This is a genomic window from Polynucleobacter sp. UK-Mo-2m-Kol15 (assembly GCF_018881505.1).
Classification (GTDB): domain Bacteria; phylum Pseudomonadota; class Gammaproteobacteria; order Burkholderiales; family Burkholderiaceae; genus Polynucleobacter.
Genome location: NZ_JACVQC010000001.1, coordinates 1,270,550 through 1,284,660, shown reverse-complemented (window position 1 = coordinate 1,284,660; position 14,111 = coordinate 1,270,550). Strand labels below are relative to the sequence as shown.

Genomic DNA, 14,111 nt, shown 5'->3' with positions numbered 1-14,111 from the left:
TTTTTAACATACTGAATGATAAATAACTTTTGACTCTATGTAGTAATTATTAAAATCATGAATAAAAATGCTTGACAATAACTTAAACCTACTCGGCAATCGTAGCAACGACTCTGGTACTCCCGCGATTTACTAGCATAACTCCGGCCATAGTCAGCAAGAGACCAGACGCCATCATTAAAGTAAAAGGCTCATCAAATAAAAACCAAGCCATCGCAGCAGTTGTTGGAGGTGTTAAATAGAGAAGGCTAGTTACCTTGGTAGCCGCACCCTTGCGAATCATCATAAAGAGTAGGCTAATGGATCCGATCGATAGAGGAAAGATCGCCCAAAGCAAAGCTCCGATAACAGAGGCATTCCACACCATCACTCCAGATTCGAAGTAATACATACAGGCAAAGCATAGTATGGCTGATACGCCAAATTGAATTGATGAGCCAGCACGAAGATCAAATACTGGACAGAACTTCTTTTGATAGAGCGTTCCAAAGGTAATAGACAGCAAACCAGCAAATGCAAGAACATAACTAAGGAAAGGAATGTGCGCAAAGCCAATTTTTTCTACAACCACAAAGGCTACGCCTGTAAACCCAAAGGCTAAGCCAATCCACTGGCGTCCAGTCACTTTCTCAGAGACCCAGGCCGCAAACCAAGCGGTTAAGATGGGCTGTAAACCCACAATGATTGCCACTAACCCAGCAGTCATTCCCAGTCTGACGGCAAACCAAACACCCAAGAGGTAGCCAAATTGCAGCAATATCCCAGCGATGGCAATATGCTTCATTTGCGATCTGCTTGGCCAACTTATTCTCCAAACGAGACTAAGGCAGGCCATAGCCATTAAGACACCCACAAATCGCCAAAATAAGAATGTTGCCGGCTCTACATATGGCATGGCCAATCGCGCAATGACAAAGCCGGTACTCCATATCAAAACAAATATGGGTGCAATTAGGCTGTCTAACTTCAAGCTCATGGTTAACTTATTGAAAATATGGAGTTTTTTATTTAATCTACGATTTTAGGCTTATTTGTACACGTCACTCTTGATTAGTACTTGGATACTTGTCATTATTGTTGCAACGCACCATTTATGCTGTAAAATGGTGCTTAAAATACTTGCCTATTTGGAGATAAGGCTCATAGTGGCTGAATAGATAAAGTAGGAATAAAAGGAATCAAATGAACTTAACACCTGAACAAATCGCAGCAGCTCAAAAGGCTAATTTAGAAACTTTGAGTGGACTAACAAACCAAGCCTTTAAAAGCATTGAGAAATTAGTAGAGCTCAATATGCACATAGCTAAGCAAAGCTTGGGCGAAAGTATGAGTAGCGCAAAGAAAGCATTGGAAATAAAAGATGTTCAACAATTGCTTGCCCATCAAGCAGAGGCTGTACAACCAATGGCTGAAAAAATTATGGCCTACAGTCGTCACCTATATGAGTTGGCTCATGAGACCCAAGCCAGCTTTACGAAGTCTGCCGAACAAGAATTTCAGGCTGGCCAAAAAAAGATTGCTGCATTAGTAGAAGATTGGACAAAGAATGCGCCGGCAGGATCCGATGCTGCAGTTAACGCGATGAAGCAGGCCATTGCTTCAGCTAATAATGTGTTTGAGACAAGTCAAAAAGCAGTAAAGCATGCGGTAGAGCTTGCAGAAACTAATCTCAGTAATGCCAGTAGTACAGTTGAGAAAACAATGAAATCTGCTAGCAAGCCTGCAAGCAAAGCCTCCAAGAAAAAGTAATACAAAGTAATCGAAAATAACTAATGCATTTTTTATGATGTAATTTCAAGAATTAAAAAAGCCCCGACTGATCGGGGCTTTTTCTTATCCAAAAAAAATGTAAAGGACTTAATGTGCTTTCTTCTTTACCGGAGGTAAGTCAGTGCAGTGACCATGAGCAGCCTCTGCAGCTAAACCAACAGACTCACCTAAGGTGGGGTGTGGATGAATAGTTTTACCAATATCAACAGCATCGGCACCCATCTCAATAGCAAGGCACACTTCACCGATTAAATCACCGGCATGTGTACCAACAATTCCACCACCAATAATGCGCTTACTTGCAGCATCAAAAATCAGCTTGGTAAATCCTTCATCCCTTCCATTAGCTATCGCTCTGCCGCTCGCAGCCCATGGGAATAATCCTTTTTCGTAAGCTATTCCCTTGGCCTTGCATTGCTCTTCTGTTAAACCAGCCCAAGCCACTTCTGGATCGGTGTAAGCAACAGAAGGAATTTGCTTGGCATCAAAATATGATTTTTCACCGGCAGCAACTTCAGCTGCAACATGGCCCTCATGAACAGCTTTATGAGCTAGCATTGGTTGGCCAACAATATCGCCAATTGCAAAGATGTGATTTACATTAGTGCGCATTTGATTGTCGACCGGAATAAAACCTCGCTCATCAACAATGACTCCGGCAGCAGATGCATCAATTTTCTTGCCATTCGGTGTGCGTCCAACTGCAACCAATACTAAGTCGTAAGTCTGAGGTTCTGAGGGAGCACCCTCACCTTCGAAGCTGATCTGAATACCATCAGACTTCACTTCAGCTTTAGATGCACGGGTCTTGAGCATGATGTTTTCAAAACGCCCAGCATTAAATTTCTCCCAAACCTTTTCTAAATCTCGATCTGCGCCGGCCATTAGTCCATCCATCATTTCAGCGATATCAATCCGTGAGCCGAGGGTACTGTAGACGGTAGCCATCTCCAATCCAATGATGCCGCCTCCAATGACTAGCATGCGCTTTGGAATGCTCTTGAGCAATAAGGCGCCTGTACTATCTACAATTCGTGGATCTTCAGGTAAGAATGGCAGCTTTACCGGCTGACTACCAGCTGCAATAATCGCCTTTTGAAAGCGAACTACTTGCTTATCGCCTGTTAACTCCTGACCATCCCCTTTTGTGAGTTCAACTTCAACGTGATTCGCATCTAAAAAACGGCCCAATCCACGCACTACAGCAACTTTACGTGCCTTGGCCATGCCAGCCAATCCGCCTGTTAACTTAGCAATGACTGAATCTTTATAGCCACGGAGTTGATCAATTTCAATTTTAGGAGAGCCATAACTAATGCCATGCTTAGACATCGTCTTAACTTCATCCATTACTGCAGTTGTGTGAAGCAAAGCTTTTGATGGAATGCAACCTACGTTTAAGCAAACGCCACCTAAAGTTGCGTAACGCTCTATTAAAATAGTGTCCATTCCGAGATCTGCACTTCGGAATGCAGCACTGTAACCGCCTGGCCCAGCACCTAAAACAAGCACTTCACACTCATGATCCACTTTGCCATTGTATTGGCCAGTGATTGGGGCGCTGATAACGGGTGCAGCTAGTGGAGCTGCAGCCGGTGCCGCTATCGAGGTAGACGGTTTAGCCTCAGCAGCCGCCCCCGCTTCGATTTCAGCAACGATGCTACCTTTACTAACTTTATCTCCAGCTTTAACAGCAATGCTCAAAATAGTTCCAGCAGTATCAGCAGGAACCTCCATAGTAGCCTTGTCAGACTCCAGAACGAGCAATGGCTGCTCTTTTTCAATGACATCACCGACTTTGATTAAAACTTCAATAACCGGAATATCTGAGTAGTCACCAATATCTGGAACAAGAATTATTTGCTTAGCCACATCTTCTCCTTATAACGCTGCGCGACGGAAGTCCGACATCAGCTGAGCAATATAGACGTTAAAACGAGTTGCCAAAGCACCATCAATGACGCGATGATCAGCGCTTAATGACAAGGGACAAATCAAGCGCGGTACAAATTGCTTACCATCCCAAACTGGTTTCATGGCAGCCTTGCTGACACCTAAAATGGCTACCTCTGGTGCATTAACAATTGGCGAGAAATAGGTCCCACCAATACCACCCAACGAAGAAATGGTGAAGCTAGCACCCTGCATCTGATCGGGCTTTAATTTACCGTCACGGGCTAGTGCAGCCAACTCTGAAGTTTCACGCGCAAGCTCGAAGATACCTTTCTTATCAGCATCACGAATCACGGGAACAACTAAGCCATTTGGCGTATCAGCAGCAAACGCAATATTGAAATACTTTTTCAACACCAAGTCATCGCCATCTATCGAGCTATTGAACTCAGGGTATTTTTTAAGTGCAGCAACAGCGGCCTTCATTAAGAAAGCCAACATCGTGATTTTGAGGCCTTGCTTTTCATTCTCTTTATTCGTGAGAACTCGAAATGCCTCGAGATCGGTAATGTCTGCATCTTCGTGGTAAGTCACAGCAGGAATCATGACCCAGTTACGGCCGAGGTTTGCGGCAGTCAGCTTCTTAATACGATTTAATGGCTGGCGCTCTGTAGCACCAAATTTTGAGAAATCCACTTTTGGCCATGGAATCAAATTCAAACCACCCAGGCTTCCACCTGATGTATTTGATCCATTACCAGCCCCTCCACTCATTGCAGCTTTTACAAAAGCCTGCACATCTTCTTGAGTAATTCTGCCTTTAGGACCGGAGCCTATAACTTGATGCACAGTAACGCCAAGCTCGCGAGCAAATTTACGCACGGAAGGACTGGCGTGACTGGCCGTTGGATCAATTTCAACAGGAGTATTGCTAACTGGAGGTGGTGCTGGCGCACGCACAATTGGTGGCTCTGCTTTTGGGGCTGGAGTTGCTGCAGGCTCAGCTTTTACCACTGCTGGAGCGGAGGCTGGAGTTGCTGCGGATCCGCTCTCTTCTAGAATCAGAACGATAGCACCCTCTGATATTGAATCACCTACTTTAACTTTGACCTCTTTCACCACGCCAGAGTGAGATGAGGGGACATCCATAGTTGCCTTATCTGACTCGAGAACAACAATCGACTGCTCTTTTTCAACAAGGTCGCCGGCTTTTACCAATACCTCAATGACAGGCACATCTTTGTAATCCCCAATGTCTGGGACTTTAATATCAATTAATTGGCTCATATTCTCAGTCTCTTATCAAACCATCATTGGGTTTGGTTTAGTGATATCAATTTCATATTTCTTAATCGCTTCGGCTAGCTTTTGACGGTCAAGTTGACCTGCATCAACCAGAGAACGCAGAGCAGTTATTACAACCCAGCGACGATCTACTTCAAAGAAATCACGTAATTTCTCGCGTGTATCCGAGCGACCAAAACCATCGGTACCCAACACCTCAAAACGACGACCCATATGCTGAATTGCTGGGCGAATTTGCTCTGCAAATAAACGCACATAGTCAGTAGCGGCCACAATTGGACCCGAAGTATCTTTGAGGCACTTCTCCACATGAGATAAAGTAGGTACTCCAGTTGGATTAAGAAGATTGCTACGATGAACTGCATTCCAATCACGACCTAATTCTGTAAAGCTTGGGCATCCCCACAAGTCAGAAGCAACGCCCCAATCCTGATGCAAGATTTCTGCAGCCTCAATTACTTCACGGAATATCGTGCCTGAACCTAAGAGTTGCACACGTAATTTTGCATTAGCATCCCCAACGGAGTTGAGTTTATACATGCCCTTGATGATGTCTTGCTCTGCGCCTTTTGGCATTGCGGGATGAGCATAGTTCTCATTCATTAATGTAATGTAGTAGTACACGTCTTCCTGCTCAGTCAGCATGCGGCGCATACCATCCTGAATCACTACCGCTACTTCAAATGAAAAGGAAGGATCGTAGCTAATACAATTTGGAATGGCTGCACTCCAAACCTGACTATGGCCATCTTCATGTTGAAGGCCTTCGCCATTCAAAGTTGTTCTACCGGCAGTACCACCTAATAAGAAACCACGACTACGCATATCGCCTGCAGCCCAACAGAGGTCGCCAATACGCTGGAAACCAAACATGGAGTAGAAGATGTAGAAAGGCAACATCGGTACACCATGGGTTGAGTATGAGGTTGCAGCAGCGATCCAATCGCACATACCGCCCGCCTCATTGATGCCCTCTTGCAAAATCTGGCCGTTCTTATCTTCTTTATAGAACATCAATTGGTCATGATCTTCCGGGGTGTAAAGCTGGCCCAATTGGTGCCATATACCAAGTTGGCGGAACATGCCTTCCATGCCAAAGGTGCGGGATTCATCAGGAACAATAGGAACCACCCTCTTACCTAGAATCTTGTCACGAACGATTGTGTTGAGGATGCGCACAAAAGCCATCGTTGTTGAAATCTCACGACCTTCTGATGTTGCCTCTAACAATGGTGCAAATACATCAAGCGCCGGAACTGGCAAGCTCTCAGCCTTCATACGACGCTGTGGTAGGTAACCACCCAACTCTTGGCGGCGGGCTTTCATGTAGTCGAGCTCCGGACTGCCGTCGGCAAACTTCAGCAAAGGCAATTCATCTAGTTGCTCATCTTTAAGTGGGATCTCAAAGCGGTCTCGAAAACCACGTACATCATCTACGTTCATCTTTTTAGCTTGGTGCGCAATATTCATTGCCTCACCTGAGCCACCCATACCATGACCCTTTACAGTGTGAGCTAATATGACCGTAGGTTGGTCCTTGTGATTTACAGCAGAATGAAATGCTGCAAATACTTTGTGAGGGTCATGACCACCACGATTCAAATTCCAAATCTCGTCGTCACTCCAGTCGCTTACCAATGCTTTTAGATCTGGTGTGTTGAATACAGCTTCACGGACGTAAGCGCCATTTTTGGATTTCATCGTTTGGTATTGCCCATCTACGATTTCACCGAGACGTTGCATTAAGATACCTTTTTTATCGCGAGCGAATAAGGCATCCCAGTGGCCACCCCACACTACCTTAATCACATTCCAGCCAGCACCACGAAACTCGCTTTCCAGCTCTTGAATAATCTTTCCGTTGCCACGTACAGGACCATCAAGACGCTGCAAGTTGCAGTTCACCACAAAAATCAGGTTATCTAGTTTTTCTCGGCCGGCCATTCCAATTGCACCAAGTGACTCCGGCTCATCAGTTTCACCGTCACCTAAGAATGCCCAAACTTTGCGACCTTCATCCTTAATGAATCCGCGGTCCTGCATGTAGCGCATAAAACGGGCTTGATAAATAGCCATAATGGGGCCAAGGCCCATTGATACTGTTGGGAACTGCCAGAAATCTGGCATCAACCATGGATGTGGATAGCTTGAGATTCCCTTGCCACCAACTTCTTGACGGAAATTATTGAGTTGATCATCCGATAATCTACCAAGCATATAAGCGCGGGCGTAGATACCAGGGGCTGAGTGTCCCTGAACAAAAATCAAGTCTCCGCCATGCTCTGGAGACGGGGCATGCCAAAAATGATTAAAGCCAACATCGTACAAAGTGGCTGCGGATTGGAAGGATGAAATATGCCCACCAACGTTGGTATCTTTATTGGCACGCAAAACCATTGCCATTGCATTCCACCGTGTATATGAACGAATGCGATGTTCAATATTTTGATCGCCTGGTAGTCGTGCCTGCTGCTCCACAGGGATGGTATTAATGTAAGGAGTTTCTGCATGGAATGCTTGATTAACTCCATTGACTCGAGCATGAGAAATTTGCTGGTCAATTAGAAAAGCGGCACGCTCTGCGCCTTCATTCCGTATGACCCCATCTAGGGCCTGTAACCACTCTTGGGTTTCAATTGGATCCGCATCTTGCTTTCCTGCACTACCCAAAATTTGATCTGGAACTGCTGCCATAAACTGCCTCCATTATTAACATCGTTCTTATCTTTTAACTCTATAGGCAATATTCTAGGAAGGTATATGGGTGTAAACAAGCAATTTTCCACATAATGATAATATTTATCACTATATGATATTTTGTTGCATTGCATATACATTGCCAGATAGCCATTAAATGACGGAAGTAAGCACTCTATAGGGCAAAATAAGGCTATTACATGAAAAAATTTGCATTTTCAATCTGGCAGCTGAAGCCCGTAAAGTGGATCCGTCAAATTCGGAGATTCAAACTTGTCTACACACCATTAATTGCCATTGTTCTATTTACGGTGGTAATGGGTGTCATCATGGGCACCCTCCAGCTTCAAGAAAAAAACCAACAAGAGGCGGCATTATTTAGAGAGCTGTCATTTGCAAAACAGAGAATCCAACTGCGATTTTCCAATAACACTGATGTACTGCAATCTATTGGGCGCGACTACGTCAGCTCCCAAGACTCTGCACAAGTGAGGAATAACGTTATTAATCAAGCAGAAACACTCCTACAAAATAATCATGAACTTGCACAAATTTTTTGGGTTAATGAAAAATATCAACAGCAATGGAAAATTCCACCCGATAATCTAAAAACCGATTGGTTTAAAAAAGTAAATAATGCGGACGCCATTAACCAGGCACTCAAAAAAACACTTGAGCTGAGCGCTGCTACGAATAGGCCGGCATTTAGCCAATTCATCAACATAGAAATACCCAGCGATGAAGTCGTCTCAAAAGAAATTCGAAATGTATTTTGGCAAACAGTTCCACAGATTTATGCTGGCGAACTAAAAGGGATGGTAGCGGTGCTCTATACAACTCAAGGATTGCTGGAGATGATTCCCGGCGAACTGAAGAGTGTATATAGATTTACACTAATTACCGACGATGAGAAAGTGTTAGCTATTTCATCCGACAAAAATACCCCGAAACGTGCTTATAGTAATCAGACTAGCCTCGATATTGGCGTACTTAGTCCAAACCTCGTTTTACGAATTGATACCTACCCGCCGGCGACAAATCTCACTTTTAGAATGTTAATTGGCGTAGTTTTGGGATTAAGCGCGTTCGTTATTTGGAGTCTATGGTCTGTACTCAAGCAAATGCAGGTTCGTCAAGAGGCTGAAGCAAATCTTCGTGCTGAAACCAATTTTCGCAGCGCAATGGAAAACTCTACCCCCGTAGGTATTCGTGCGCATGACATGAATAAGACGATTACCTATGTAAATCCTGCTTTTTGCGAGATGACCGGCTGGTCAGCAAAAGAACTCATCGGCCTGAGCCCGCCTTTTGCATTTTGGCCAGATGATCAAAGGAGCGAGCTCACTGAAAAAATGAATTCCGCCATCAAACTTGCCATGAGCCAAGATAAAAGCATTGGAATTGAGGGGTCGATTCTGCACCGCAATGGATCCATTATCCAAACCCGCACATTTATCGCACCTTTAATCAATGAAAAAGGTGTTCAAACAGGCTGGGTCACATCATTAATTGATATTTCTGAGCCCAAAAAAATTCGCGAAGAATTGGCAGCTTCACAAGAGCGATTTATTACTGTACTTGAAGGTCTTGATGCAGCAGTTTCAGTGGTCTCGAATGAAAATGGTGAGCTGTTATTTGCAAATCGCTTTTATCGAGAACGTTTTGGAAATACAGGTAAAGGTCATTTTGACTTAGTTGGCAGCGTCTTGAAACAAAACAAGCTACTTACTTCACCAGAAGTTACCCAATCCTCATCCATGTACCAAGAAACTGAATCGGAAGAAATCCAATTGCTCGACGAGTCGACAGGCGCAACAAAATGGTATGAAGTTCGCAGACGTTTTGTACCTTGGGTCGATGGTCATTTAGCACAACTTTTAATTGCTACGGATATAACAATTCGAATTGAGGCAGATGATTTGGCTCGACAACAAGAAGAGCGGATGCAATTTACCAGTCGCTTAACTACCATGGGTGAAATGGCCTCCTCATTAGCACATGAACTAAACCAACCGCTTGCAGCTATTTCTAATTATTGCAATGGGGTAGCAAAGCGCTTACAAGGTCAACTTGATCCTGGGATGCAGAAAGATATTATTCCTGCATTAGAAAAAGCATCTGACCAAGCACATAGAGCCGGCACTATTATTCAACGCATTAAGGGTTTTGTTAAACGCAGCGAACCACAACGTAAATCATGCAATATCGGCGAGATAATTAACGACGCGGTTGGGCTTGTAGAGATCGAGGCTCACCGACACCGGCTCAGTATTGACACTAAAATTGCTGAGAACCTCCCTTCTATCGACCTTGATCCAGTGTTAATTTTGCAGGTCCTAGTCAACCTTCTCAAGAATTCTCTAGACAGCTTAAGAGAGGTTTACCCATTATCCTCACGCTGGTCTGCTCCTCCAGTCCAGATTTCAGCTGATCTAGAGACCAGCACTTTCCCAGCCATGCTCCGAATCCAGGTAACTGATGCAGGCGCCGGAATTGCTGAATCCGTCATTGAGAGGATGTTTGAGCCCTTTTTCAGCACAAAAAACGATGGTATGGGCATGGGTTTGAATATTTGCAGATCCGTTATTGAGTCACATCAGGGCAGGCTTTGGGCAAAAAATCAGATGGATGCAGAACATACCAAGCTATCGGGCTGCACCTTTACAATATTATTACCCTTAGAGTCTCCTGGCTCTGAGGACAATACCTAACTTATGTATTTTTTTAGATTTATCTGCGAGAGCGAATATGAATATCAGTGCTTCTTCTAAACCCAATCAAGCCGAGGTAGTTTATGTAGTAGACGACGATGAGGCAGTTCGTGATTCCCTCACCTGGTTGCTAGAAAGCAATGGTTATGTTGTTCGCTGTCACGCAAGCGCTGAACGTTTTTTGCAATCACTCCAAAGCACCGATAAATCAACGATTTCTTGTGCCATTCTTGATGTTCGCATGTCCGGTATGTCTGGCCTTGAATTACAAGAACGTCTAATTAGTGAAAATCTGCCAATGCCTGTAGCCTTTATCACTGGGCACGGCGATGTTTCAATGGCAGTTTCAACCATGAAGCGTGGTGCAGTTGATTTTATTGAAAAGCCTTTTAAAGAAAATGATCTTTGCGGTCTAGTGGATCGCATGCTTGCTAAAGCGCGAATTGATTACTCACAAGCAAGTCAGCGCAAGATCACTCAGGGTCTTCTTAGCAAACTAACCGGTCGTGAACGCCAAGTCCTTGAACGTATTGTTGCGGGGCGCTTAAACAAGCAAATTGCAGATGATCTTAGCATTTCCATTAAAACTGTTGAGGCGCACCGCGCTAACATTATGGAAAAGCTTAACGTCAATACTGTGGCAGATCTTCTTCGCTTAGCACTCTCAGACCCACAACCAAACTAATTTCTTATGCCCGCACAATTACTCGACGGCGTCGCCCTTTCTAAAAAATTACGTACGGAAATTACCGCTCGTGGTGCAATCGTTACCGCTAAAGGAATAAGACCAGGCCTAGCTGTCATTGTGGTCGGAGAAAATCCTGCTAGCCAGGTTTATGTTCGAAACAAAGTGAAAGCCTGCGAGGATGTTGGCTTTCACTCCGTACTTGAGCGTTACTCTGCAGAATTGGCTGAAGAAGAATTACTTGCACGTATCGCCACACTAAATGCAGACCCTGCTATTCATGGAATTTTGGTTCAACTTCCTCTTCCTGAGCATATTGCTGCTGAGCGCGTTCTAGAAGCGATTGCGCCAGAAAAAGATGTGGATGGTTTCCATGTTGCCAATGCTGGCGCCTTAATGGTAGGCCAGCCTGAATTTAAACCCTGCACTCCCTATGGCTGCATGAAGATGCTAGAGAATATTGATTACCCGATTCGGGGTGCACGTGCTGTAATTGTGGGTGCCTCTAATATTGTGGGCAAGCCAATGGCCATGCTCTTGCTACAAGCAGGCGCAACAGTCACTATTTGCAATAGCAAGACCCGTGACTTGGCGCATCACACTAAGGATGCGGATATTTTGGTTGTCGCCACTGGCAAACCTAAAATGATTACTGGCGATATGGTGAAGAACGGAGCAGTTGTAATCGACGTTGGCATTAATCGTATGCCCGATGGCAAGCTCTGTGGTGACGTGGATTTTGATGCGGCTCAATATGTTGCAGGGTGGATTACCCCCGTACCAGGCGGTGTAGGGCCCATGACCATCACTATGTTACTAATGAATACCCTAGAAGCAGCAGAAAAGGCGGCAAAGCACTAGGGAAATGACTGGGACTTTTGGCAAAAACGCCCCCAGTCCATTAAGCTAGAGGGATGACTACATCTATCTTCCTTCAGCCTTCTTCTGAACTACAACAAAATCCCTTAATTGCATTTGGCAGGGGTATCTGCGACTATTCTAAAGTTAAGCCCTCAGACATTGAACCTGCAATTGACTTTCTTCTCAAACATGCCGAACAAGCGGTAGCACATGCAGTCGATCCAAAGACTCCAGCGAGCTGGAATGATCTACTTGAACCCCTTGAGGATGCTACCGAATCATTAAGCAGATCTTGGGGGGTGATTTCACATCTCAATAGCGTTGCAGATACTGCTGAACTAAGAGCTGCTTATGGTGAAATGATGCCTAAGGTAACCGCATTCTTTGCTAGCCTAGGCCAAAACTTAGCGCTTTACCAAAGATTCAAAGAACTTAGCCAAAGTGCTGGCTTTGCGAAGTTGAGTAGTTCACAAAAAAGGGTGATTGAAAATTCATTAAGAGATTTCCGCCTTGGTGGCGCCGAGCTGCCAGATTCGCAAAAACCACGATTTGCCGAAATTCAAGATGAGCAAGCCTTACTTGGCAAGGCATTCTCTGATCATGTATTAGACGCAACAGATAGCTTTGTTCATCTGATTAGGGATAAAAGCGAGTTAGCGGGCCTGCCCGAAGATGTAATCGCGGCGGCAGCTGATCTTGCCCAACAGAAACAATTAGAAGGCTGGGCTTTTTCATTGCACTTTCCATCCTACTATCCAGTAATGCAGTACTCCGAAAATCGGTCCCTACGTAGACTAATGTATGAAGCCTATGTGACAAGAGCCTCCGAACTTGCCCCTCAGTACTCCAAGGGGAAGCTGGATTGGGACAATACACAAATCATGCTTGATCAACTCAAGCTGCGCGATGAAGAAGCACGTATGCTGGGCTTTAAAAACTTTGCGGCACTCAGTTTGGCGCCAAAGATGGCCAGTAGCGTTGAGGAGGTCGACACCTTCCTGACAACCTTTGCGCATAAGGCAAAACCATTTGCAGTTAAAGACTGGCAGGAGCTTTCTGAGTTCGCTAAATCTAAACTCTCAATTGTTGACGGGTTAGAGCCATGGGATATTGCCTATGCTTCTGAGAAATTAAAACAAGAACGCTACGCATTTTCTGAAAATGAGCTGAAACAATACTTCCCCTTACCTAAAGTTTTAGAAGGCTTGTTTGGAGTTATTCAAACCTTATTTGGGGTGAAGATTGAAAAAGCCAATCTTCCAATCTGGCATGCAGATGTACAGTCCTTCGAGGTAAAAAATTCTATAGGCAATACGGTAGCTTACTTTTACCTAGATCCCTATGCTCGCCCTGGTAAGCGTGGTGGTGCTTGGATGGATGACGCGCGCGGCCGACGCGAGATGCCTAATGGCGAAATTCAGATCCCAGTAGCCTATTTAGTCTGTAACTTTGCTGCACCCGTAAAGGCAAATGGCATATTGCGCCAACCAACCATTACTCATGATGATGTCATCACCCTGTTCCATGAGAGCGGCCACGGTTTACACCACCTATTAACGCAAGTCAGCGCCTTAGGTGTTTCCGGAATTAATGGTGTTGAGTGGGATGCAGTTGAGTTGCCAAGTCAATTCATGGAAAATTTCTGCTGGGAGTGGGAGGTCTTAGCAAAAATGACGGCACATGCTGAGACCGGAAAACCTATTCCCCGTGAGTTATATGAAAAAATCCTGGCTGCCAAGAACTTCCAAAATGGCTACATGACACTACGTCAGGTTGTGATGTCGCTAACTGATTGGCGTCTGCATGCGAGCTTTGATCCTAATAGCGCGAAAGGACAGGCGATCCTTGATGTATCCAGAAGGATAGCTGATCAGTTCAATATCATTCCACAGGCGCCTATCTCCCGCTGGATTAACACCTTTAGCCATATCTTTGCTGGTGGTTATGCGGCTGGTTATTACAGCTACAAATGGGCTGAGGTGCTTTCTGCAGATGTCTACTCCGCTTTTGAAGAGGCAGCCAAACTTACCGGAAGTATCCTCGATGCAAAAACAGGCATCCGCTATCGTCAAGAGATTTTAGAGGTGGGAGGAAGTCGTCCAGCTGCCGAGTCATTTAAGGCATTTAGGGGGCGTGAGCCCAATATTGATGCCCTACTTCGTCATGGTGGCTTAGTGACCCAGTGAGGA

Annotated in this window: 9 protein-coding genes; 5 read left to right on the top strand and 4 right to left on the bottom strand. The window is 44.9% G+C overall.

Features of this window, described 5'->3' with window-relative positions:
• Positions 1-88: 88 nt before the first annotated feature.
• Entirely contained in the window at positions 89-976 is an 888-nt protein-coding gene (locus ICN43_RS06670) for a DMT family transporter (RefSeq protein ID WP_216198004.1), read from the bottom strand.
• A 206-nt stretch (positions 977-1,182) separates the two neighbouring features.
• Here ICN43_RS06670 and ICN43_RS06665 point away from each other — a divergent pair, with 206 nt between their 5' ends.
• Positions 1,183-1,749, top strand: coding sequence for a phasin family protein (locus ICN43_RS06665; RefSeq protein ID WP_216198002.1), 567 nt, complete (start codon positions 1,183-1,185; stop codon positions 1,747-1,749).
• A gap of 108 nt (positions 1,750-1,857) precedes the next feature.
• Here ICN43_RS06665 and lpdA read toward each other — a convergent pair whose 3' ends face one another.
• The 3 genes from lpdA to aceE are packed head-to-tail and all read right to left on the bottom strand — an operon-like array spanning position 1,858 to position 7,662.
• Positions 1,858-3,642: a dihydrolipoyl dehydrogenase gene (lpdA, locus tag ICN43_RS06660; protein ID WP_216198000.1), complete on the bottom strand. Its 1,785-nt coding sequence runs from the start codon at positions 3,640-3,642 to the stop codon at positions 1,858-1,860.
• Between the two features lie 9 nt (positions 3,643-3,651).
• Positions 3,652-4,950 (bottom strand): dihydrolipoyllysine-residue acetyltransferase, encoded by a 1,299-nt coding sequence (gene aceF, locus ICN43_RS06655; protein ID WP_216197998.1) that lies wholly within the window; start codon positions 4,948-4,950, stop codon positions 3,652-3,654.
• 15 nt (positions 4,951-4,965) lie between these two features.
• Positions 4,966-7,662, bottom strand: a complete 2,697-nt coding sequence (gene aceE, locus ICN43_RS06650) for a pyruvate dehydrogenase (acetyl-transferring), homodimeric type (RefSeq protein ID WP_216197996.1) — start codon at positions 7,660-7,662, stop codon at positions 4,966-4,968.
• Between the two features lie 203 nt (positions 7,663-7,865).
• On the opposite strand from aceE, the gene ICN43_RS06645 reads away from it, so the two are divergent.
• Genes ICN43_RS06645 through ICN43_RS06630 form a run of 4 tightly spaced genes read left to right on the top strand, consistent with a single transcriptional unit; the run spans position 7,866 to position 14,108 of the window.
• A complete protein-coding gene (locus ICN43_RS06645; RefSeq protein WP_216197994.1) occupies positions 7,866-10,376 on the top strand; it encodes a PAS domain-containing sensor histidine kinase in 2,511 nt (836 codons plus the stop codon).
• A gap of 37 nt (positions 10,377-10,413) precedes the next feature.
• A complete protein-coding gene (locus ICN43_RS06640) occupies positions 10,414-11,061 on the top strand; it encodes a response regulator transcription factor (protein ID WP_216197992.1) in 648 nt (215 codons plus the stop codon).
• Between the two features lie 6 nt (positions 11,062-11,067).
• Positions 11,068-11,922, top strand: a complete 855-nt coding sequence (gene folD / locus ICN43_RS06635) for a bifunctional methylenetetrahydrofolate dehydrogenase/methenyltetrahydrofolate cyclohydrolase FolD (protein ID WP_216197990.1) — start codon at positions 11,068-11,070, stop codon at positions 11,920-11,922.
• A gap of 53 nt (positions 11,923-11,975) precedes the next feature.
• A complete protein-coding gene (locus ICN43_RS06630; protein WP_216197988.1) occupies positions 11,976-14,108 on the top strand; it encodes a M3 family metallopeptidase in 2,133 nt (710 codons plus the stop codon).
• Positions 14,109-14,111 lie beyond the last annotated feature (3 nt).

Bases quoted from the DNA above. Each gene is read 5' to 3' on its own strand.
- ICN43_RS06670 (WP_216198004.1), bottom strand. From the start codon at position 976: ATGAGCTTGAAGTTAGACAGCCTAATTGCACCCATATTTGTTTTGATA.
- folD (WP_216197990.1), top strand. From the start codon at position 11,068: ATGCCCGCACAATTACTCGACGGCGTCGCCCTTTCTAAAAAATTACGT.
- ICN43_RS06640 (WP_216197992.1), top strand. From the start codon at position 10,414: ATGAATATCAGTGCTTCTTCTAAACCCAATCAAGCCGAGGTAGTTTAT.
- ICN43_RS06630 (WP_216197988.1), top strand. From the start codon at position 11,976: ATGACTACATCTATCTTCCTTCAGCCTTCTTCTGAACTACAACAAAAT.
- aceE (WP_216197996.1), bottom strand. From the start codon at position 7,662: ATGGCAGCAGTTCCAGATCAAATTTTGGGTAGTGCAGGAAAGCAAGAT.
- ICN43_RS06645 (WP_216197994.1), top strand. From the start codon at position 7,866: ATGAAAAAATTTGCATTTTCAATCTGGCAGCTGAAGCCCGTAAAGTGG.
- aceF (WP_216197998.1), bottom strand. From the start codon at position 4,950: ATGAGCCAATTAATTGATATTAAAGTCCCAGACATTGGGGATTACAAA.
- ICN43_RS06665 (WP_216198002.1), top strand. From the start codon at position 1,183: ATGAACTTAACACCTGAACAAATCGCAGCAGCTCAAAAGGCTAATTTA.